A 20799-nucleotide genomic window follows, 5' to 3' on the forward strand; every position below is an offset into this window, starting at 1 on the left:
AACAAAAAATAAGGCGCAATGATAAATAACGATAATTAAGCTTTTTTTAACAAGCCCTTGGGGGAATTGGGCATTGGGTGTAGTCTGTGCTGGGTGCAAGGGGGGAGGACTTTCCCCATTTCTCCCTGCCCCCCCACTTCCCACTCCCGACACCCCACTCCCGACACCCCACTCCCCTATTTATGTCTTTTCAAATGCCATTGCCACGCATGGGCAACAATATCTTTAATATCCGGATATTGGGGTTGCCAACCAAGAAGTTTTCTGGCTTTCTCACCGCTACCAATTAAGCTGGGGGGATCTCCGGGGCGGCGATCGCACTCTTGTATTGGTATATTCATAGCAGTTACCTGTTCAGCAGCTGCGATCACTTCTCTGACAGAAAAGCCTTGGCCATTACCTAAATTGAAAACTTCGCTATCACCACCTTTGAGTAGATACTCTAACCCTAAAACGTGGGCATCTGCCAAGTCGCTCACATGAATGTAATCCCGTATACAAGTACCATCGGGGGTGGGGTAATCAGTGCCGAAAATGGAAATAGATTGACGCTTACCCAAAGCTGTCAGCAGTACCAAGGGAATTAAATGAGTTTCCGGGTTGTGATCCTCACCTAATAACCCATCAGGATGAGCGCCAGCCGCATTGAAATAACGAAAACGCACTGATTTTAAACCATAAGCCACATCAAAATCCGATAGAATCCGCTCTACCATCAGCTTAGTAGCCCCATAGGGATTGATGGGATTTTGGGGATGGTTTTCTGGAATGGGTACAACATCCGGTACACCATAGGTAGCACAGGTGGAAGAAAAGACAAAATTCTTAATAGATGCCGCCAGCATCGCTTCTAACAGCACCAGTGTACCCAGAACGTTGTTGCGGTAGTATTTGGCTGGATCTGTAACTGATTCACCGACATAAGCATAGGCCGAAAAGTGCATGACGGCGGCAAAATTTCTGGTTTTAAATAAATTGTCCAACAGGGCGCGATCGCTAGTATCGCCTTCTACCAGATCTACCTGCAACACTTGCTCTACAAGATCACGATGCCCATAAACCAAGTTATCCAGTATCACCACGTCATAACCTGCTTGCTTGAGAGCTAATACCGTGTGTGAACCGATATATCCCGCTCCCCCCGTTACCAAAATGCTGGGCTTTCCAGGTGACATAGTTTTTCCTTTCCAGTGACAACTACTCAATTAATTTAATTTACCGGTGTACCAAATTACTAATCTGGAAAATTATAAATATTAGACGCAGTGTGAAAAAATTGCACTAAAATCACTACGACGGTAGTCTTTGGTGTGAGGGGTGAGGTATTTTAGGTCAAATTACCGTTGACGATAAAATAAATCCACTTTATGAAACCTCTAGGCTCACCACAAAAGGAGATTTGAGAGTAAAGATCTATGTTTCTACTGCTAAGTCGGGTACTGTTGTGGTTACTAATTGGTGTAATTGTATACTCTGTGTTTCAGAGATTCTACCCTTCTGGAACTTTTGTTGGACGATTAATTTTTGTTGTTTTATTGGTGGTTATAGCTTTGTCATTTCTGAACCCCAATGAACCAGCTGTAGCATCTTTGTGGCGTTTGGTATCGTTTCCCCTAAAACCTTTAGGGGCTGCTGTTTTAATGTTGATGTTTGCGGCGCAAAGGATCAAGGGAGGAGGCATTGATAAACCAGGGGGATATTTAGTTGGTTGGGCGCTGACAGTTTTACTTTTGGCTAGTACACCTGCGATCGCCTATTTCTTAGTCAGAGCTCCGTTAGTCACAGGGGTAACTATCCCTAATTATCAGCTACTATCATCTCCATCGGAGACGATTGTCGCTTTGGACACACAAAGCTACCTCATGCCAGTTACAGATATGGTGGGGGATACTATCTTACCCAGTAGCCAATTAAGCCCAGCCACTTTAGCATTTAAATACTGGGAAACGAAAATCCCCCCTTATCTGATGCAAAATCCCCAACAAATTAGAGAACGAGGATTGCGACTAGAAGACTTTGTACCCAGTGCAGAAACACTCCAACTGACAACACAGGTTTGGGAAAGTTATCTGAATCAAGTTTACGTTTTCTTACGCGGTCGTCAGACATAAGGGTGCGTCAGCACTTTCAAATTTGAGATTGTTTAATCCAAAATCTAAAATCTAAAATTCTTCTGCCCCCTGCCTTAATTCCATGAAACAATCTCGACGAATTGCTAAACTTGGTGCTTACCTCCGTCCCCATTGGCGAGATGCCACTTTCGGCATTTTGGCTTTGTTGTCTGTGAATGGACTAGGGGTTTATATTCCCTGGTTAATTCGCGCTTGCGTTGACGAAATTGCCAATAATTTTAGCTGGTATGAAATACTACGTTATGTAGTAGTGATTATTTTACTCAGTTCTGCTATGTGGCTAATCCGCATGGCTTCGCGACTGTGGATATTTGGCGTAGGACGGCAAGTAGAATTTGACCTCAAACAAAGAATTTTTGAGCATTTACTGAAGCTGGAACCTGCTTATTTTGCGACTAATACCATTGGGGACTTAATTAGCAGGGCTACCAGTGATGTAGATAATGTGAGGCGGTTGTTAGGTTTTGCCGTCTTAAGTTTGGCCAATACGGTGTTTGCTTACGCTCTTACACTACCAGTCATGCTAGCCATTAACATCAATCTCACACTAGCCTCCTTAGCAGTGTATCCCTTGATGTTTGTATTAGTACATTTGTTTAGCGATCGCTTACGTCAACAACAGGCAGTAGTACAAGAAAAACTTTCTGATATTAGTGAACTCATTCAAGAAGATGTCAGTGGCATAGCGTTGATTAAAATCTACGCCCAAGAAGAAAATGAGCGTCGAGCTTTTGCTCAAAAAAATCAACAGCTATTAGGGGCTAACTTGGCACTAGCAAAAAGCCGGAATACCCTATTTCCGCTCATTGGTGGTTTAGCTGGTTTGAGTTCACTAATTATTATCTGGTTGGGAACAACACAGATTGCGGCGGGAACTCTGGCTGTTGGGGATTTTTTGGCATTGCTCATCTATGTAGAGCGGTTAGTTTTCCCTACCGCCTTGTTAGGATTTACCATTACCGCTTACCAACGGGGAGAAGTAAGTATAGATCGCTTAGAAGCTATTCTCAGTGTCACCCCCAAAATTCAAGATGATAGAGGTGCGATATATCTACCGATAGTGCAGGTAAGGGGGGAACTGTCAGCGAAAAATCTCAGTTTCACTTATCCTGGTGCGACTACTCCGGCTCTAGATCAAGTTAACTTTAGAATTAAGCCAGGGGAAACAGTGGCAATTGTCGGTGCCATCGGTTCAGGAAAGTCTACCTTAGCCAATGCCTTACCCCGCTTATTGGATATTGCCCCAGGACAGTTGTTTTTAGATGGGGTAGATATTACCCAGATTGCCTTAGCAGATTTACGTTATGCGATCGCCTACGTACCTCAAGATAGCTTTTTATTTAGCACCACCATCAAAAATAATATTCGCTATGGTGATCCCATCAGCGAACAAGAAAATGTAGAGCAGGTAGCTAAATTAGCCCAAATTCACCCAGAAGTGATTAATTTTCCGCAACAATACGAAACTATAGTCGGTGAACGGGGAATTACGCTTTCTGGTGGACAACGGCAACGTACTGCTTTAGCTAGAGCCTTGTTAGTCAATGCGCCGGTGTTAATCTTAGATGATGCCCTCTCTAGTGTAGATAATCAAACCGCTACCCAAATCCTCAAAAATCTCTCTGGTGGTACAGAACGCAAAACAGTAGTTTTTATTACTCATCAACTTTCGGCTGCGGCCGCAGCTGATCGGATTTTGGTGATGGATAAAGGTAAAATTGTGCAAACTGGAAATCATGTACAGTTATTACAAAAACCTGGACTGTACAGAAATTTGTGGAGCCAACATCAGGTAGAAGAATTACTACGCTAGTATATTTCCTCTAGCATCTATGATTTGGTGTGCGTATAATTTGTCGTGCGAATTGCTTCAGTAATCTACACACGGCAAAATTCATGTTGGATTTAATACATAATTTCTTAGCAGACGGCTTATTTATCCCCCACGGACATTGTTACCTCTGGAAGCCTGGGTTAGTGGGGTTACACATCTTATCAGACTCTCTCATTGCTCTGGCTTATTATTCAATTCCCATCACCATAGTTTATTTTGTCCAAAAACGAGAAGATTTTCCATTTAAATGGATACTCCTCTTATTTGGAGCCTTCATTGTTTCCTGTGGTACAACCCATGTCATGGAAATTTGGACACTTTGGCATCCAACTTACTGGCTATCTGGCTTGATGAAAGCTATTACTGCTTTTATCTCCGTTTATACAGCAATTATTTTAGTACCAATAATTCCCCAGGCGCTAGCTTTACCGAGTCCAGCACAATTAGAGGTAGCTAACAATCAATTAAAAGCGGAAATCGTTGAAAGAAAAACAGCAGAAGCAGCTCTTTTACAAATCAAAACCGAATTAGAAACTATAGTTGAGAATCGCACGGCTCAATTAAAACAAGCGATGTTGCAATCTTTGGCTACTGCTACCAAAGCTCAAGAACAAGCAAGAAAATTAGAAAAAGCCCTCAAAGAATTAGCAACTACACAAGCTCAACTGGTGCAAACCGAAAAAATGTCTTCTTTGGGACAATTAGTCGCAGGTGTTGCCCATGAAATTAATAATCCCATTAACTTTATTTATGGAAATATCCACTTCACGAACGAATATACTCAAGATTTATTAAAATTACTGCTCCTTTACCAAAAGTCTTATCCCCAACCAGTATCAGCTATTCAAGATTATCAGAAAGAAGTTGACATTGATTTTGTAGCAGATGATTTGCAGAAACTTTTAGCTTCTATCAAAATGGGAGCCGAACGCATCCGTGAAATTGTTTTATCTTTACGCAATTTCTCACGCCTAGATGAATCAGAATTGAAACAAGTAGATATTCATGAAGGCATTAATAATACACTTTTGCTATTACAAAACCGCTTAAAATTTCAAGGTAAGCATCCAGACATTCAAGTTATTAAAGAATATGGTAATTTACCTCATATCGATTGTTATCCTGGACAACTAAATCAAGTATTTATGAATGTTCTGGCTAATGCTATTGATGCTTTAGAAGAGACATTAGTCAAAAATATCAAACCATTAACTACACCACAGATTCATATTCGCACAGAAGTTTTAGATAGTAACCAAGTCATGATTCGCATTGCTGACAACGGTTGTGGCATGACGGAAGAGGTGAGACAAAAAATCTTTGATCCATTCTTTACTACTAAACCTGTCGGTTCAGGTAAGGGTTTAGGAATGTCAATTAGCTACCAACTGATAGAAAAGCATGGTGGCAACCTGAAATGCAATTCTTCTCTACTTCAAGGTACAGAGTTTTTGATTCAAATTCCAACTCAGTTGAAGAAGGCAGGAGGCAGGAGGCAGGAGGCAGAGGGCAGAAGGTTTTGTTTAGAAGGGGATTCCGACCCCTCCTAAACAAGAGCCACCAAATTGAAAATTTGGTGGGGGTCTTAAACCCTTGCTCCCTACCCTGCGGGAACCCCTTCGGGGAATGGTCGCGGCAGAGGACAGAGGCCAGTATTCCTTCTGCCTCCTGCCCTCTGCCCTCTGCCTTTCTTGATAAAATTTTCTCAATAAACTATCGCCGGGTTACATAAAAATTCACATAATTGATATTATTCCCGACTCCCTCCAAAGTTCTATCCTTGGCAACTCAGTATTAGTTTGATAGCTGCGTTAGTTTGTTTTGTGGCTTGGGTAGCATAAAGTACCAAAAAACTCGTGCTGCGTAAAAATGCTGAATATATCAAAATCTCCTGCTGTCAGTTTACAGCATCGTCATCTGGGAGCGATCGCTGCGCTCATCTTAATTAGTCTATTAAGTTCCTGGAGTGGATTATCACTTCACCATGTTATTGCTAATGGGTGGGATGGTTTGTTATGGGGAATTGCAGATCCAGTTTTAAGTTTGGTAAGTCTGTCTAGTATCGTAGCAATTGGCTTACTTTCTGCTGGGGTTGTTCAAGGTTTGCTAATCACGACTGTTTTTCTAGTGTCAGCAATTTTGGGCATATTATTGCATCTATCACAGATCAATTTACCAGGTGCAGAGATGACAGTGAGCCTTGCTAGTATTGCCTGTGGTGCGATATTGATCATGCCTCATCAACTACACTGGCTAATCATTGCTATGGTAGGAGCGATCGCTGGCTGTTTTCAAGGTTACGTTAATGCCCAATCTCTCATCGGAGTCGAAATCATCCCCATACTAACCTACATATTAGGCACAGTTTTGACTTTGTATGCAGTTGCCTTAAGTGCTAAAGAAATCACAATTAAAAATGCTTTACCTCAAGTCAATTGCTGGTTAGGTTGGGCTTTCTGTGGAATTGGGATTGTGTTATCGCGTCACGTAACGCACCAGTAAATAACGTTCACAAGGCATCCTAGCAGATTCTAAAGCTACATCTTCCCAGTGCCTAATTATTAGTAACATTTAATGAGCAATTAACTAATGAAAATTACACAGTTAATTACCCATTAAATGTTAATTTTTAGAAAGCACCAATTTTGCCAAAAATGACATAGATTGTTTTGACAATCACTTGTAAATCATATAGTGGATGCCAATTGCTTTGATATTGTAAGTCTAAATCAACTATTTTTTCAAAATCTTTGACGTGAGAACGTCCATTAACTTGCCATTCACCAGTTAATCCAGGCTTGACATTTAAACGTTGCCAGTGACGGTTATTATATTTTGCCACTTCATCAGCAGTAGGCGGACGTGTTCCTACTAAACTCATATCGCCCATCAACACATTCCAAAACTGGGGTAATTCGTCCAAACTGCTGCTTCTTAAAAAGCGTCCTACCTTGGTGACACGAAAGTCGTTTTTATTTTTAAAGACAAATCCATCTGCTTCGTTATCTACTAAAGATTTCAGGTTCTCCGCATCATTGACCATCGAGCGAAATTTCCAAATCCGAAAGACACGGCCTTGAAGGCCATAACGTTCTTGAGAGAAAAGAATCGGTCCTGGACTATCTAGTTTAATGGCGATCGCGATCGGGATAAACACAATAGCCAAAATTAACAGTCCTACCAGACTTCCTAAAATATCCAACCCACGTTTAAATTTCGACTCTACTGAGGGATGTTCTGTAAAACTTAGTTCCCAGTCTTTGTAAGTAGTACCTTGCAATACTCTTGGTGAGGGTGTTTGATACATGGTACATTCTCTAGCCAAGTTGTTTATTAACAATCGTAATATTACTGATTCTCTATCAGAATATAAACTTGACTTCATCACAAACCCGATGTTTTACGGTATATTTACTTAATCTTCATCTATATTCGCGGGATCATGAACTTGTGTAAATTTAAGATGAAGACACATAAATCTATCATAAGGAGGATGGATAGCGCATACTAATATGTGTCAAAGAATTCATTTAGCGGAAAAATTATTACTAACTGATTACCTCAGTAGAAAAGTTCAAGCTGAACTGACAAAATACCAGTGTTCAAAATTGCTGAGTTGAAAGTGCTACTAGCAGAGCGGGAGGTTAACCTGTAATTTTTCGTTCACTCAGCACGCTGCTCAAAGCCCCGAAGAAAGCTAACACAACTAAGTCAGGTAAATAAGGCACATTCCCAAAAGCAAGATTGTCTGACTCAAACATGACATAGCTAGCCTTGCAAGTTGTCAGCAGTTGATTAATAGAGCTTTACACTAGCGAAACTATCAGTTAGGTGGCAAAAATGCTTCTATCATTTGCCAGAAGCAGTAAAAAACAAATTCATCAATAGTAATGAAACGGAAATGATTTAGGGCTGTCTTGATCCAAATTTTAGGAGAATTCCAGCTATAAACACATGGAGTTTTCATTTAAAACAATATCCTAAATTTGTTTAGCCCATAACCAGGGACAACGATTTAATTCATAAGTTAGGAGCAAATTGCAAAGTAGTTATTCTCTCTCCTGACTACTTTCTTCAGAGATTATTCAGTTAGTGAAATTCAAGTACGAAAATGCTCTCTTATAATCGGGGTGGTCAAGAAATGATTTCAGCTGGAGTCGAAGTGAAAATCAGTCGCTTAGAATCCATTGTTGAGCAAATTGGAGAAGCCGTACTCTCTACCACTGAGACAATAGAACGTCTCGCAGATAGATTAGACAATCTTAGCTGCCAAGTTGAAGCACAAGGCAAGCAGCTACAGCAACAAGGCTATCAAATTTTTGCTTTGTGTGATGCTATCCAAAGCTTGGCAGAATCTCAGGATGATTCATTGCAAAGATTAACCCAACTGACACAAACTTTAGACAGGCTCACTTCGTTGATTCAGGGATCAGTTGATGGAGACTAGGGAGGAATCAATTCAAAATTCAACATGGAAGAACTTCTACAAAGAGGTGGGGAAAAGGGGACAAGGGAAAAAACGTAAAATAATCTACCATTCCCCATTCCCTACTCCCCATTCCCTATACCCTTAATTGTGTGACGGCTATCTTCCCAGAAAAACAAACATCTACATCACTTCCTGGTGTCCGTTCCCGTTTGCCATATTCCCCCACATAATAAAAATCGTCACCATCAATGCGAAAGTTGAGTGGTAAAGGTTTGGTACAAGGTTGACAGAAAACCATCTCAGGTTCTGGTTCTCCTGGTTGTAGATGGGGTAAATTGACATTCCAAAAGCATCCCGGTTCTAGGGGACGGTGAAGTAAATCGGCTAACACTTCAGCCGTTAATTTAGCTGCAAAGTCCCAATCAAAATTGAGTTTGGCTTTGCGATAGTGAGAAATAGCAATACCTGGGATACCGTGCATGGCTGCTTCTCTCACAGCCGCAACAGTACCAGAAATATAAGCATCAACTCCCAAGTTACCGCCGGCGTTAATACCCGACAAGACAAATTTGGCATCTTGGCAAATTTGTGCGACAGCAATTCTAATACAATCGGCGGGAGTACCGGCGATCGCATACTCAAAATTAGAACGTCGCTTCAAGTTAATGGGACGAGTGGTAGTAACTTGATGTCCACAACCAGATTGATGATGTTTGGGTGCAGCAATAATGACATTTTTACCGTTGACAGCCTGAAGTAAAGCTTTGATGCCAGGCGCGTCAATACCGTCATCGTTAGTGAGGATTATAGTCATAGATGGGGATTGGGAATAAAAACTTATAAATACCAACAAAATCCTAACTTTGCTCGGTTGTATCCCAAGCAGTTAAAAAGTTCCAGTCTTCGTCATCTTGCTGATTTTCAGCTTGTTGAGTATCTGGTGCTTTTCCTTGTAGTAAATTTTCATAGTCACCGGATTCTACCCACTTTAAAACTTCCGAGGCTCGCATCACCATCCAGGGCAGAAGATGTTCCATAAAGCTAAAAGTCTTAGCAAATTGACCTAAACTATCAAGATTATTAAATTCAAAAGCTCTGGCTTGCAACACAAAATCATTGATTGTGTCCTCGTTCAAATATTCTTGTGGTAATCCGCCCAATTTCATTAAGGCAGTAATAGCCACATCTTGATCTTGACAAGCCAATAAACCAGCCCTATCAGCTGTAAATTTAGCCATCATCATCCAATTGTATAAAGCAATTTCCAACCCATTGGCTGCTATTCCACCCATACCCAGTGTTGTAGTGCTGATCAAATTTTTCACAGCAGGCATAACATGAGCCATCTGTTGGTATGCCAAATACTTACCTTTAATACGTGCAACTTCATGTCCAAACACAAACAGTAGCTCATCGTGAGATAGCCATTCCATCCCTTCTAGATTGATCCCCACTACTGGCTTTTCCACACCAATAGCGTAGGCTTTAATGTATCCTGTACCACGAAACAGAAATAGTTCGGGGATAGGAACAACATCAAGAATGTTACAGGCTTCCTCAAAAGCATTATGGAGGTTGGGAAAATTACGAGGTGTGACTTTAAATTCACTACCTGTTGTTTGCATCCGCAGTAATTTATCAATACCATATTCATTGATTTTCTTCAGCAACATAGGCAGAACTGGGGTTCTTTCTAGAGTTACCAGTGCCTTGTGGTCAAATGGATGCTCATAAAACTCGGTTTTTAAGCCTGTAAATTTTTTTCTGGTCATGAGTTTGTGTAAATATTCCCAGTTGTGATCACTAGCTATAGATACAATACTCAAGAGCATAGCTTAGTGGTTTGAGGGGGCGATGGAATTATCACCAGCGAGTGTGGCTGCGATTTTTTTGGCCGGTGGCGCAACATTTGCCGGAGCGTTGCCTGTATTATTTTTAAGGCGGATTAGCGATCGCCTGACAACAGCCCTGTTGGGCTTTGGTGGCGGGGTAATGTTGGCAGCAACAGCGTTTTCGTTATTAATCCCTGGAATTGAGGCAGCAACTCAAAGCTATGGAGCAAAGCCTTTAGTCGCCCTAGTGATGCTATTGGGAATTAGCTCAGGAAGTGTGCTTTTATCGCTAGTGCATCAGTATGCACCCCACGAACATTTTATTAAGGGAGTCGATGGCGGTAAGGCTGGACGTTTAGCGCGGGTGTGGCTATTTATCATTGCGATCGCCTTGCATAACTTCCCGGAAGGCTTGGCTGTAGGCGTGAGTTTTGGTAGTGAAAATGTCCAGACAGGAATGATTACCGCCTTGGGGATTGGTTTACAGAACTTTCCCGAAGGCTTGATTGTGGCGATGTCCTTAGTGGCAGAAGGGTATACAGTCGGCTATGCGTTGTGGGTAAGTTTTCTCACCGCAACGATTGAGCCAGTTGCTAGCTTCATTGGATTAGGCGTTGTGAGCGTAGCACGGGCATCTCTACCTTGGGCGTTAACTTTTGCCGCAGGTGCAATGCTGTTTGTCATTTGCGACGAAATCATCCCAGAATCCAATCGTCGGGGACGGGAGAATGAGGGTACTATCGGGATTATCGCTGGGTTTACGCTGTTGGTCGTGCTAACAATCTTATTTGGCGAGTAATCACAAGTTGTGTGATTGGGTTGAGATGGGCTAACAAAAGCGACAGTTGCGTCGCAAACATCTTAGAGTAAAAATAAAGATCACCAAGCAGAAAGACAAAGTTAGATGGCGACAGGAATACCTAGTAGACTCAAACACAACAGCACTTTAAAAAATAGTAATAGTATTTCTTTCAGGTTAGAGTATGAGGGAAAAGTAGCAGTTGAAGATATTTTAAATATCTCTCCAGCGCAGTTGCTTTGCGTTGCTAGTGTAGAAAAACAGCCTAAAAATCGATTAATTTACGGCGAAAATTTAAGGGTTCTTAGAGCATTACTAGATGACGTTAATATTGCTGGAAATGTGAGGTTAGTCTACATTGATCCACCATATGCTACGGGTGCTGAATTTGAATCTAGAAAACAAAATCATGCCTACCATGATGTTATTAATGGGGCTAACTATTTAGAGTTTCTGCGTCAAAGGCTCATTTTGCTAAGAGAGCTAATGGCTGATGATGCTTCTATCTACGTCCATCTTGATGATAATATGGCTTTTCCTGTCAAGGTGTTGATGGATGAAATTTTTGGAGCTAAGAATTTCCGCAATTGGATCACAAGGAAGAAATGTAATCCCAAGAACTATACACGAAAACAATACGGCAATATTTCAGATTATATTTTGTTTTATACAAAAACTGAAACGTACGTATGGAATCAAGCCTTTGAAGCTTGGACAGACGGGACTGCTAAAAAAGAATATCAATACATAGAAGAAGAAACCGGGAGACGTTATAAAAAAGTTCCTATTCATGCCCCAGGAACAAGAAATGGTGCTACTGGCCAACAGTGGCGCGGGATGCTTCCTCCTCCTGGTAAACACTGGCAGTATACACCTGAAACTCTAGATGAAATGGATGCCAGAGGTGAAATTTATTGGTCTTCAACAGGTAATCCCAGAAGAAAAGTTTATCTTGACAATAGTAAAGGAATTCCAGTTCAGGATATTTGGCTGGATTTCAAAGATGCCCATAATCAAAATATCAAGATTACAGGTTATCCCACTGAAAAGAACTCAGAAATGCTTAAGCGGATAATTCTTGCCTCTTCTAATAAAGGAGATATCGTACTAGATGCTTTTTCTGGAAGTGGTACGACAATTGCAGTTGCAGAAGAACTAGGACGGCAATGGGTAGCTATAGATAATTCTCTGCTGGCAATAGAAACTACTGTTCATCGTTTAGCTAAAGGTACTGAAGCAATGGGCGACTTTATTAATAGCAATGGCACTCAGATCAAACAACAATCGTTATTAGATACCAATAGAGTTTTACACAGTGGACTTGATTTATATGTGGAGATAGCTTCAGATTTACAAAATATTCCAGAAACATCTATTCAGGAGTGGCATAGTAAACTCAACTTTCAAGCCAATCTTTGGTAAACCTTTCATCTAGCATTTTGAGAGTACATACCATAACTCTACCTTTGCCATAGTTTTCTAGAGCAGCATAGTCATTCCACATAGAACCGAGTGTAAGTCCCGGACCATCATTCAGGAAAAATATTTTTAGAGGTAACTTATACCTATCAGCATATCTCAGAATGTCAGTCACTTTATCTCTGTTTCCACCTGTCCGATCATCTTCTTGCGCTCCTCCTCGATCCGAATCGTAACGAGCAAACCCTATAATCAGTGGCGTTTCATCGTGACGAGAAATGAGAATGTCTGCTGGTGTTTTTGCATCCCACTCTTGCAAAACTTCGTTAAGCATGATATCTCTTCCAGCACGCACTGGTCCTTGAATTGAGTAATCTGAAGCAAAATTTGACTCAAACCATAGAAAGAACGCTTCGGTTAGTTCGTATCCTTTCTGTCCTCGGCTTTTATACTCCATAAGAAGAGCCATGAGTGCTTCATCAGGGTTGGGACGGCTTGCCAAGTTTGCTCTAACTTCCTCTATTTTTCTAAATCTATGTCCATAATCTGCAATAATGTTTGGGATTCTCTTTTTGACCTTTAACATCTCAACAGATGTATCTGGTGATACATATTTGCGAAAAACCCTTAATAACTGAGTTCGGGATGGATTTGGTTTATCAGCAATACTTATTAGCAAATCAACCGAACTTCTAACCAGATAAGCTAACTCTGTAAACTGATCTATAACGCTGCTATAAATAGTTTTTGCTTCATCAAGATAATCTGGATAAAATTCTGAGTCAATGAAAGTAATGTATTGAGAAGCTTTGCTTTTATAGTCACCAAATGAGGTCAAGGGGTATCTCCTTAAAATAACGGTAGCTTGGGTAAACAAGTTGACTGACTAGCCAATCATTAGATCAATCCGTGGAAGAGGTGATTTTGACATTAGTTGTATAGTATTTTTGGTGCTAGTCGGTATTATGGAATCATCAAATGAAACAGCTCCTCAACCAAGTTTTTAGGATGAAGACAATCCTCATCCGGCTAATATTACCTCTGCTGACGGTGATTTTAGCTTCTTCATTATTTGCCACCTCTGCATTAGCTACAGGTGTCTATCAAATACCCAACCTGACAGCAGGCGATTCTAACTGGGTGATAGACCAAGGTGAAGTTATCAGCCGCATCAATGAAGGTCAGATTAGCAGCACCTTTGATGACTTAGCAAAGCAAACTGGTAACGAAGTCAGATTTGTGACAATTCGCCGCCTCGATTATGGAGAAACACCAGCAAGTTTTGCTCAAGCACTGTTTGAAAAATGGTTTCCTACTCCGGAAGCCAAAGCGAATCAAACTTTATTAGTGCTGGATACAGTCACCAATGGGACTGCCATTATTTCTGGGGATCAGGTCAAATCACTGCTCACAGATGAGATTGCTCAGAGTGTGGCTGAAGAAACATTAGCTGCACCCTTACGGGATGGTAACAAATATAATCAGGCATTTTTAGATGCAAGCGATCGCCTAGTGGCAGTCCTCTCCGGCCAACCTGATCCCGGCCCTCCCCAAATTGTTGACAATGTACAGGTAGAAGGCACATTCAAAAAAGCCGAAGAAACAGACAAAGGTAATGCTACGGCTTGGGTAGTTGGACTATTAATTGCTGCCACTATCATCCCGATGGCAACTTACTATATTTATCTGGCAGTTCAACCATCGTCGGAAGGTTAGGGAATGGGGAATAGGGAATCTATTCTCAATGCCCCATTCCCAATTTTAATCTTGAATATACTCTTGCCCTGTTACTAACGCTACTTCCGCACGGACAAATTCCCGTCCTAAGTAGGCGGCGTGATCTAACTGAGTTACAGGACAGGGCTGAGTTTCTTCAAAGATTTTCACAGATAACTCTTTAGCTGTTCTACCACTAAACACTGTGGTGTGAGTGCGTTCTACTTTGCCTCTAGCGGGGATAACTTTTCCTGTTTCTGGGTCAACGGCTAAACCACGATCATCAATAATATTTGTAAAATGCTTGGCGTGAATTAAACCCTCGGCTCGATCCACATAGATAATGAAATAGCCATTGGGATCAAGGTCAATATGACGCTGAGAAAGTTTATCATCAATAGCTGCCAAATTTTCTAGTATCAAATCCATAACCGTTCTCAAAAGTAAATTTCTTTATTCAGGGTTTTTACACTCTAGATCAAGTGTAAATCTTGATTCGCCCGATGTTTTACTATTATTTAAGAATTTCGGTTACTAAAAGGTAACTCTGCATTAATCGCCTCAATTTCTTGTTGCTCTAGTTGAGTAACTTCACTAATGTAGGGACGGAGAATTTGCGCTAAACGATTATTATAAAAGCGATGCAGACTGTAGTTAGGTGCAGCAGGGAAACCACGCCGTTTTTTATGTCGTCCCCCAGCACCAGGATCAAATGATTGGATGCCGTTAGCGATCGCCCACTCAATCGGTGCATAATAACAAGCATCAAAATGTAAGCAATCTATTTCTTGGAAGCTTCCCCAATAGCGTCCATATAATCTCTCACCTTTATACAAGCAAAAAGACATACCCACAGGGTGACGTTCATCCTGTTCACTATAGGCGGCAAAAAATACTACCCGATGGCGATAATTAGTGTGTAGCATCTCAAAAAACTGCTTGGTTAAATACTTGCTACCCCACCAGCCAAACTTATCGCAAGTATCAGCATAAAACTGGTACATCAAAGGAAATAACGACTTAGGAATATCATCACCAGTAACGGGTTGTAGTTTTAAACCTACCTTTTCTACAGCTTTGCGTTCCCGTTTAATATTGCGTCGTTGATTAGCATTAAAAACTGCCAAGTAATCATCAAAATTATTAAACCCTAAATTTTCCCAGACATAACTATGGTGTAACCAAGGCGTAAAACCTTGGCGTTCTAGCAGTGGTCGCCAATCGGGATCAACATACAGGAAATGACAGCCAGAAATGCGATTTTTTACACAAAAATCGTCAATTTCATGTATCATTATCGCTGTAATTTCATCTTCATCTTCCCCATCGGCGATTAAAAATCTATAGCCTTCCGCCGGTGTGAATGGTGTCATTCCCAAAAGTTTGGGGTAATACTGCACGCCAATGCGTTCAGCTAATTCCGCCCACTGCTGATCAAAGACAAATTCACCATAGCTGTGTCCTTTGAGATACAAGGGTGCAGCAGCAATCAGCGTTCTATCTCGCCACAGCGTCAAATGATTTGGTAGCCAACCAGTTTTCGCCGTAGCACTGTGAGAAGCTTCCAAATTATGCAGCCAATTCCACTCTAAAAAAGGCGTTTTCAGGGGTAACGCGAGAGCATCCCAAGCATCTTGGGGGATTTCATTGATGTTGTTAATCCAAACAATAGAGTAACGCGGCTTGAGTTGTTCAACCATTTTAGGTGACAGGGGACAGGGGATAAGTGAAGTATTATTTTTGAATTTTGTAGGCGCAGAATTTTAAATTCCCCAGAGGGGTATTCCCAATGAATAGCGTAGTTTAATTTACTGGTCTTTGCAGGCGATAGTGGAGAAAAACTTCTTGCTCGATGGTTTTGACTTCTAGAAGTTGTAGGCGGGGAGCGAATTGTGAGATGAAGCCGTCACCATCTACGGGTGTGGGTGCAGTCACACCACCTAAAATCAGTGGACAAACTGTCAGCCACAGTTCATCAATTAAATCTGACTCCAGCATAGAAGCTACCAATGCTCCTCCACCCAGTACCGCCAAGCGTGTTATATCTAGAGATGCTAGATGTGCCAAAGCGGCGATCGCGTCAATTGTTCCCTGTGATGTTTCAAAAACCAAAATCTCCTCGAATGGTGGAGGACATTCTCGTTGGTGTTCTTGCCAAGCCAGCGCCCCTGCTGTTGTCGTGAGTAACCAACGTTTGACAGGTTGTTGAAAAAACTTTATTTCCGGATTAAGGTTGGCTGAGTTTGTAATGACTATATGAATCGGCTGGGCAGGTTTGCCCTGTTGTCTTCGATGTTGCAGCAGCAGAGGATGTGTTACGGTCAACGTTGTACCGTAGGCACGCAAAGTGCCAGCACCTAATAAAATGGCATCAGAGGCAGCAATTTGTTCTTCCAGGTGTGCTTTATCAGCACTTGAACCAAATCGCGCAGGCTCACGCCTACAATCTGCTATCTTGCCATCTGCACTCATTGCCAAAACTACTGTAGTATGAGGACGATGTTGCACCATTGAGTTGGTTTGATAGGCTGAATGTTTTTCTTGCTAGTGTGTTGATTTTAAAAAAAATCCCTTTTGGCAGGCTACTGTTTACCAATTTCATTACTATATCTGTATGCAACACAACTCACTTTCATATCTACTCAATCTCAGTTTTGGTATAACACATTGCTTTTTAGCAGTTAAACATTTGATACCTTTAGGGGCTGATTCCAAAGAACGGGTAACTTAATACAATGTCTCCTTGAGCTAGTTTAATTGCATATCTTTGCTGTCGTGGTTTGCAGTTGCGAAGTGAGACAATAGATGGCTAATCCCCGTCAATCATCCTTTCGACGTATTTTAGTAACGAGAATTTTACTGCTGTTTGTGCCAGTTTTATTTGTAGGGCAAATAGCAGCTTTAAATAAGGCACGTTCTAGCCTGTTGAATACTTCACGTCAAAATCTGACAGAAAGTGCCACTATCAAAGGGGAGAAAATTTTAAATGCGATCGCTAACCTCAAAATTAACTTATTAACTGCCAGTCGTACAGCGATTTTACAGTCGGGAACATCTGGAGAAATTCAAGAATTTCTCACTCAATTAACACAACAATTACCTAACTACGTCAATTGTTTGCAATTAACGAACTGGCAAAATGTTGAGATCATTGCTAGTAGTTGCGACAAAAATATCATTGCCAATTTCAGCTTATCTTTCCCTGATGACAGTTTAGATATCAGAACTATACCACCGCCCAAACCAGGAACTACTGGTCAAAGAAATCCGCACAATCAACTGCAATTGGTACTATCTGCCCCGGTTTATAATCGCTCTGGGCAATTGCAGTATGCTTTGAGCTTGCAATCAGCTTTATACCAACAAACCAAGAATAAGCGAGGTTCGCTCACAGGTGACACCATAGTTATTGACCAATACGGGACAATCTTAGCGCACCCAAAAGCCGAGTTTGTCGGCAAGAAGATCACACAACACCCAGATGCAGCCCAACTCCAGAGTATTGTCAAAAATGCGATCGCAGGCAACAATGAGTCAATTAATTTTTCCTTTGGAGATGGGAAAGAATTAGTCACAGGCTATACAGCTATTCCTGATCCCATCACCACCCAGCGACAACACAAATGGGTAGTTCTGGCTGTCACCAGTGTAGATGATGCTCTATTAGGTTTAGAAGAAATCAAACTCATTTTAATTGTATTAACAGTTGGTTTAATTGGTGCGAGCTTATTGGCATCGTTATATCTAGCTCCCTATTTAGCAAATCCTGTAGAAGAATTACGAGACTATGCCTTAAATATTCATAGTCACCATGCCGCCAACCCAGTACCCCATAACTTCCAAATTCGGGAGTTTAATCAACTAGCACAAGCAATAGACCAAATGGTTGATAGGCTCAAAGCTTGGGCAGAAGAAATAGAAATAGCTTGGAAAGAAGCCAAAACCGCTAATCAAAGTAAAAGCCAATTTTTAGCCACAACTTCCCACGAATTACGTAACCCACTCAATATTATTATCAACTGCATCCGTCTAGTTAAAGATGATTTATGTGATAGTCGGGAAGAAGAACTAGAATTTCTGGAACGTGCTGATGAAACAGCCATCCACTTACTAGGAATTATTAACGATTTACTAGATATTTCCAAAATTGAAGCAGGTAAACTCTCTGTAGTCACAGAACCACTTGATTTAAGAAAAATCTTGCTGGAAGTGATTAATTTGCAATCAGTCAATGTTCAACACAAAGGCTTGCAGTTAAAAACTAATTTAGGCACTGAACCAATTCCTGTCAAAGCAGATGCAGCCAAATTGCGACAAGTATTAATCAATATCATTGGTAACGCAACTAAGTTTACAGATGAAGGTGGAATTACAATTTCCACATCTGTGCATCATCATCAGGGCAAATCTCAAGCAACGGTGACGATTACAGATACAGGATTAGGTATTGAACCCGCCCAACAACAAAAACTGTTTCGTCCCTTTGTCAGAGTAGATGGTGATAACACACGCAAATATGAAGGTACAGGATTAGGGTTAGCAATTTCTCGTAACTTAATCGAACTGATGGGAGGTACGATTACCCTAGAAAGTGCCGGACTGAACACAGGCACAACGGTCAAAATTACCTTACCAATAATTGATATTGGTTTGTTATCTGCACCCACAGCTAAGGATAGTGAGCCTTTAGTAAGCTTAGTAGAAAATCAGGAGATTCAAGAGCAAGAAGCGAAGGCAGAACCAGATTCTCAGCACCAAGATTTAGCAACTGAGTATGTGGAGACAGTAATAGACCAAAATTATGAGGTCAGCATTTTATCACCATCTGATGTTCTATCTAGCCTCTCATCGGGAGAAGTTTATATAAAAGAAACTTTGAATAGATAATCAAATTAAACATTTGATTAAAAATAATGTAGAGACGTAGAAATACTACGCCTCTAGAAAGATTTCAGCTAACACATATAAAGATTCTGTAATCATGAAAAAACTTTACTCTTGTATGAAGACTATACCTCTTAAGAGAGTTTCATCCCCTTGTGTCAAAAATTGATATTCTCCATCAGATTTTACGGGTTCTATAACTGGTTTGAATTGTGTTCTAGAAGAGTTAAATAAAACATAATTTCCTGGGAAATTACCACTTTTCCCTGGCTGGAGAACACGTTGTTTGGGACTTAATGTGCTAGCAAAAGGGTAGAAAGTTTGTGTACGGTCTGTATTATTTTTAAGTGAAAATCCAGCCGTAATCGCAGAAGTTTCTTGATTGCTTAATTCATACAATAAATCCGATTCGTAACTATTGAACAAATTTTTTGTTTTTGAAATTTTGATTGTTGATAACATAATTCTCTCCCTCAAAGAATAATTATTTAATTTATAAAAAATAAAAGATTAACTTTAACCAATCTTTAGTTATATTGTAGAAATCATTCTTAAGTGAGAGGATTATTGAAAATTTACCTTCTGCTGTCCTACTATCTACTTGTATCAACCTGAAATTACAACAGTATGACCCCCCTGATGCAAAGATGTTGTGAGCGCAGAGAGAATTTTGACTAACTCTGTACCCACCCAGCCAGATGAGATTGTTGCAGGAGTATTCTGAAGGATACAAGTCACAAAACTTTGACAAACTCGTTTTAATGGTTCTCCCTTCTCTAATTCCAGTACCTCTTGACTTTGATTGATAGGTAAAAACAGATTTCCCTGACGTTCAAACTCACCATGTAATAGCGTCAAAGGTGATGCAGATGACATTTCATCAAAAATCAAAGTCCCAAGACTACCTACCACAGCTAATCTACGCTGTTTATCAGGATTCAACCAGCACAGATGAATATATGCTTGAAAACCATCGGGGTATGTGAGTGTTACCCAAACTAAATCAGCTAAACCGGGTGGGGAGTGGGGAATTTGCCTATTTCCCTCACCTTGTAGCCACACTCTCCCCGTCGCTTGTACGCTGATGGGAACTTGACCTAACCAGTTGTTGAAGATAGCAATATCATGAATGGCTAAATCCCACAGTGCATCAACATCTTGACGGACTGGGCCTAAATGGGTGCGTGCGGCGTAGCCATAACGCAAATCACCTAATTTACCTGCCTGTACTACAGCGTGTCCCCCCTCAACGGCTGGGTGGAATAAATAGGTGTGGTCAACCATCAGTATTAATTGTTTCTGCTCTGCCAATTGGCAAAGTTCTTGACATTCTACTGGGTCGAGAGTTAGGGGTTTTTCTGCTAAAACGTGATAGCCCCAATTGAGAGCATCTTTTACTAAAGCATAATGAGTAGTGGCGGGGGTGGCGATCGCTACGGCTGTCAACCCTGACATTTGTTGCAAATCTTGCCACTGAGTTGTCAATAAAACATTTTCATCTAAGTTAAACTGCTGTTTGACAGCTGCCAACCTTTCCTGATGGGGATCTACTACCGCTACCACACTAACTTGAGGCAGTGCTAAAAAATTCCGCAGTAGATGCACTCCCCAACGCCCAACCCCGATAACAGCAATGTTAATCATTAGTGATTAGTCCATAGTCCATAGTCCATAGTCCATAGTCAAAAGGCGATCGTCAATAGGCGGTCTTAAATGAGTAATGAGTAGTGAGTAGTGAGTAGTGAGTAATACCC

19 protein-coding genes are annotated in these 20799 nt (G+C 41.0%); 9 read left to right on the forward strand and 10 right to left on the reverse strand.

Annotation, left to right across the window (positions count from 1 at the left end; all coding sequences use genetic code 11):
• Positions 1–176: 176 nt before the first annotated feature.
• A complete protein-coding gene (gene galE, locus NOS7524_RS07370; RefSeq protein ID WP_015137856.1) occupies positions 177–1175 on the reverse strand; it encodes a UDP-glucose 4-epimerase GalE in 999 nt (332 codons plus the stop codon).
• A gap of 240 nt (positions 1176–1415) precedes the next feature.
• Here galE and NOS7524_RS07375 point away from each other — a divergent pair, with 240 nt between their 5' ends.
• The 4 genes from NOS7524_RS07375 to NOS7524_RS07390 all read left to right on the forward strand — a co-directional run bounded on the left by NOS7524_RS07375 (position 1416) and on the right by NOS7524_RS07390 (position 6468).
• Positions 1416–2111: a hypothetical protein gene (locus NOS7524_RS07375; protein ID WP_015137857.1), complete on the forward strand. Its 696-nt coding sequence runs from the start codon at positions 1416–1418 to the stop codon at positions 2109–2111.
• Between the two features lie 82 nt (positions 2112–2193).
• Positions 2194–3945 (forward strand): ABC transporter ATP-binding protein, encoded by a 1752-nt coding sequence (locus NOS7524_RS07380; protein ID WP_015137858.1) that lies wholly within the window; start codon positions 2194–2196, stop codon positions 3943–3945.
• Positions 3946–4028: 83 nt separating this feature from the next.
• A complete protein-coding gene (locus NOS7524_RS07385) occupies positions 4029–5516 on the forward strand; it encodes a sensor histidine kinase (RefSeq protein WP_015137859.1) in 1488 nt (495 codons plus the stop codon).
• Between the two features lie 319 nt (positions 5517–5835).
• Positions 5836–6468 (forward strand): HupE/UreJ family protein, encoded by a 633-nt coding sequence (locus NOS7524_RS07390; protein ID WP_015137860.1) that lies wholly within the window; start codon positions 5836–5838, stop codon positions 6466–6468.
• 127 nt (positions 6469–6595) lie between these two features.
• Here NOS7524_RS07390 and NOS7524_RS07395 read toward each other — a convergent pair whose 3' ends face one another.
• Positions 6596–7273 (reverse strand): sugar transferase, encoded by a 678-nt coding sequence (locus NOS7524_RS07395; protein ID WP_041555223.1) that lies wholly within the window; start codon positions 7271–7273, stop codon positions 6596–6598.
• Between the two features lie 804 nt (positions 7274–8077).
• Between NOS7524_RS07395 and NOS7524_RS07400 the strand changes: the two genes are divergently transcribed.
• Positions 8078–8413, forward strand: coding sequence for a hypothetical protein (locus tag NOS7524_RS07400; protein WP_015137862.1), 336 nt, complete (start codon positions 8078–8080; stop codon positions 8411–8413).
• Positions 8414–8528: 115 nt separating this feature from the next.
• On the opposite strand, the gene surE is transcribed toward NOS7524_RS07400, so the two are convergent.
• Together surE and NOS7524_RS07410 are read right to left on the reverse strand one after the other, a co-directional pair.
• Positions 8529–9209, reverse strand: a complete 681-nt coding sequence (gene surE / locus NOS7524_RS07405) for a 5'/3'-nucleotidase SurE (protein WP_015137863.1) — start codon at positions 9207–9209, stop codon at positions 8529–8531.
• A gap of 43 nt (positions 9210–9252) precedes the next feature.
• Positions 9253–10167, reverse strand: a complete 915-nt coding sequence (locus tag NOS7524_RS07410) for a M48 family metallopeptidase (protein WP_015137864.1) — start codon at positions 10165–10167, stop codon at positions 9253–9255.
• Between the two features lie 82 nt (positions 10168–10249).
• Between NOS7524_RS07410 and NOS7524_RS07415 the strand changes: the two genes are divergently transcribed.
• Both NOS7524_RS07415 and NOS7524_RS07420 read left to right on the forward strand, forming a co-directional pair.
• Complete coding sequence (locus NOS7524_RS07415; RefSeq protein WP_015137865.1) at positions 10250–11026, forward strand: ZIP family metal transporter; 777 nt, start codon at positions 10250–10252, stop codon at positions 11024–11026.
• A 105-nt stretch (positions 11027–11131) separates the two neighbouring features.
• The gene (locus tag NOS7524_RS07420; protein ID WP_015137866.1) at positions 11132–12448 is read left to right on the forward strand and encodes a site-specific DNA-methyltransferase; all 1317 of its coding nucleotides are present in this window, start codon (positions 11132–11134) and stop codon (positions 12446–12448) included.
• On the opposite strand, the gene NOS7524_RS07425 is transcribed toward NOS7524_RS07420, so the two are convergent.
• A complete protein-coding gene (locus NOS7524_RS07425; RefSeq protein ID WP_015137867.1) occupies positions 12423–13283 on the reverse strand; it encodes a hypothetical protein in 861 nt (286 codons plus the stop codon). The two genes, NOS7524_RS07420 and NOS7524_RS07425, sit on opposite strands and share 26 nt — an antisense overlap.
• A gap of 140 nt (positions 13284–13423) precedes the next feature.
• Between NOS7524_RS07425 and psb32 the strand changes: the two genes are divergently transcribed.
• The gene (gene psb32, locus NOS7524_RS07430) at positions 13424–14161 is read left to right on the forward strand and encodes a photosystem II repair protein Psb32 (protein WP_015137868.1); all 738 of its coding nucleotides are present in this window, start codon (positions 13424–13426) and stop codon (positions 14159–14161) included.
• Between the two features lie 45 nt (positions 14162–14206).
• Here the strand turns inward: psb32 and NOS7524_RS07435 are convergent, their stop codons facing one another.
• The 3 genes from NOS7524_RS07435 to NOS7524_RS07445 form a co-directional block, all read right to left on the reverse strand.
• Positions 14207–14590 (reverse strand): DUF4346 domain-containing protein, encoded by a 384-nt coding sequence (locus tag NOS7524_RS07435; RefSeq protein WP_015137869.1) that lies wholly within the window; start codon positions 14588–14590, stop codon positions 14207–14209.
• Between the two features lie 89 nt (positions 14591–14679).
• On the reverse strand, positions 14680–15861 hold the full coding sequence (locus tag NOS7524_RS07440; RefSeq protein ID WP_015137870.1) for a GNAT family N-acetyltransferase: 1182 nt from the start codon (positions 15859–15861) through the stop codon (positions 14680–14682).
• Positions 15862–15964: 103 nt separating this feature from the next.
• The gene (locus NOS7524_RS07445; RefSeq protein ID WP_015137871.1) at positions 15965–16672 is read right to left on the reverse strand and encodes a RibD family protein; all 708 of its coding nucleotides are present in this window, start codon (positions 16670–16672) and stop codon (positions 15965–15967) included.
• 294 nt (positions 16673–16966) lie between these two features.
• Here NOS7524_RS07445 and NOS7524_RS07450 point away from each other — a divergent pair, with 294 nt between their 5' ends.
• Positions 16967–19048, forward strand: coding sequence for a sensor histidine kinase (locus tag NOS7524_RS07450; RefSeq protein ID WP_015137872.1), 2082 nt, complete (start codon positions 16967–16969; stop codon positions 19046–19048).
• A gap of 105 nt (positions 19049–19153) precedes the next feature.
• On the opposite strand, the gene NOS7524_RS07455 is transcribed toward NOS7524_RS07450, so the two are convergent.
• Positions 19154–19507 carry a hypothetical protein gene (locus NOS7524_RS07455; RefSeq protein WP_015137873.1) on the reverse strand — a complete coding sequence of 118 codons (354 nt, stop codon included), beginning with the start codon at positions 19505–19507 and terminating at the stop codon, positions 19154–19156.
• Between the two features lie 144 nt (positions 19508–19651).
• Complete coding sequence (locus NOS7524_RS07460) at positions 19652–20689, reverse strand: Gfo/Idh/MocA family protein (protein ID WP_015137874.1); 1038 nt, start codon at positions 20687–20689, stop codon at positions 19652–19654.
• Between the last annotated feature and the right edge of the window lie 110 nt (positions 20690–20799).

The organism is Nostoc sp. PCC 7524, assembly GCF_000316645.1.
Classification (GTDB): Bacteria; Cyanobacteriota; Cyanobacteriia; order Cyanobacteriales; family Nostocaceae; genus Trichormus.

Bases quoted from the DNA above. Each gene is read 5' to 3' on its own strand.
- galE (WP_015137856.1), bottom strand. From the start codon at position 1,175: ATGTCACCTGGAAAGCCCAGCATTTTGGTAACGGGGGGAGCGGGATAT.
- NOS7524_RS07385 (WP_015137859.1), top strand. From the start codon at position 4,029: ATGTTGGATTTAATACATAATTTCTTAGCAGACGGCTTATTTATCCCC.
- NOS7524_RS07390 (WP_015137860.1), top strand. From the start codon at position 5,836: ATGCTGAATATATCAAAATCTCCTGCTGTCAGTTTACAGCATCGTCAT.
- NOS7524_RS07380 (WP_015137858.1), top strand. From the start codon at position 2,194: ATGAAACAATCTCGACGAATTGCTAAACTTGGTGCTTACCTCCGTCCC.
- NOS7524_RS07415 (WP_015137865.1), top strand. From the start codon at position 10,250: ATGGAATTATCACCAGCGAGTGTGGCTGCGATTTTTTTGGCCGGTGGC.
- NOS7524_RS07410 (WP_015137864.1), bottom strand. From the start codon at position 10,167: ATGACCAGAAAAAAATTTACAGGCTTAAAAACCGAGTTTTATGAGCAT.
- NOS7524_RS07435 (WP_015137869.1), bottom strand. From the start codon at position 14,590: ATGGATTTGATACTAGAAAATTTGGCAGCTATTGATGATAAACTTTCT.
- NOS7524_RS07400 (WP_015137862.1), top strand. From the start codon at position 8,078: ATGCTCTCTTATAATCGGGGTGGTCAAGAAATGATTTCAGCTGGAGTC.
- NOS7524_RS07440 (WP_015137870.1), bottom strand. From the start codon at position 15,861: ATGGTTGAACAACTCAAGCCGCGTTACTCTATTGTTTGGATTAACAAC.
- psb32 (WP_015137868.1), top strand. From the start codon at position 13,424: ATGAAACAGCTCCTCAACCAAGTTTTTAGGATGAAGACAATCCTCATC.
- NOS7524_RS07375 (WP_015137857.1), top strand. From the start codon at position 1,416: ATGTTTCTACTGCTAAGTCGGGTACTGTTGTGGTTACTAATTGGTGTA.
- NOS7524_RS07420 (WP_015137866.1), top strand. From the start codon at position 11,132: ATGGCGACAGGAATACCTAGTAGACTCAAACACAACAGCACTTTAAAA.
- NOS7524_RS07460 (WP_015137874.1), bottom strand. From the start codon at position 20,689: ATGATTAACATTGCTGTTATCGGGGTTGGGCGTTGGGGAGTGCATCTA.
- surE (WP_015137863.1), bottom strand. From the start codon at position 9,209: ATGACTATAATCCTCACTAACGATGACGGTATTGACGCGCCTGGCATC.
- NOS7524_RS07450 (WP_015137872.1), top strand. From the start codon at position 16,967: ATGGCTAATCCCCGTCAATCATCCTTTCGACGTATTTTAGTAACGAGA.
- NOS7524_RS07445 (WP_015137871.1), bottom strand. From the start codon at position 16,672: ATGGTGCAACATCGTCCTCATACTACAGTAGTTTTGGCAATGAGTGCA.
- NOS7524_RS07455 (WP_015137873.1), bottom strand. From the start codon at position 19,507: ATGTTATCAACAATCAAAATTTCAAAAACAAAAAATTTGTTCAATAGT.
- NOS7524_RS07395 (WP_041555223.1), bottom strand. From the start codon at position 7,273: ATGTATCAAACACCCTCACCAAGAGTATTGCAAGGTACTACTTACAAA.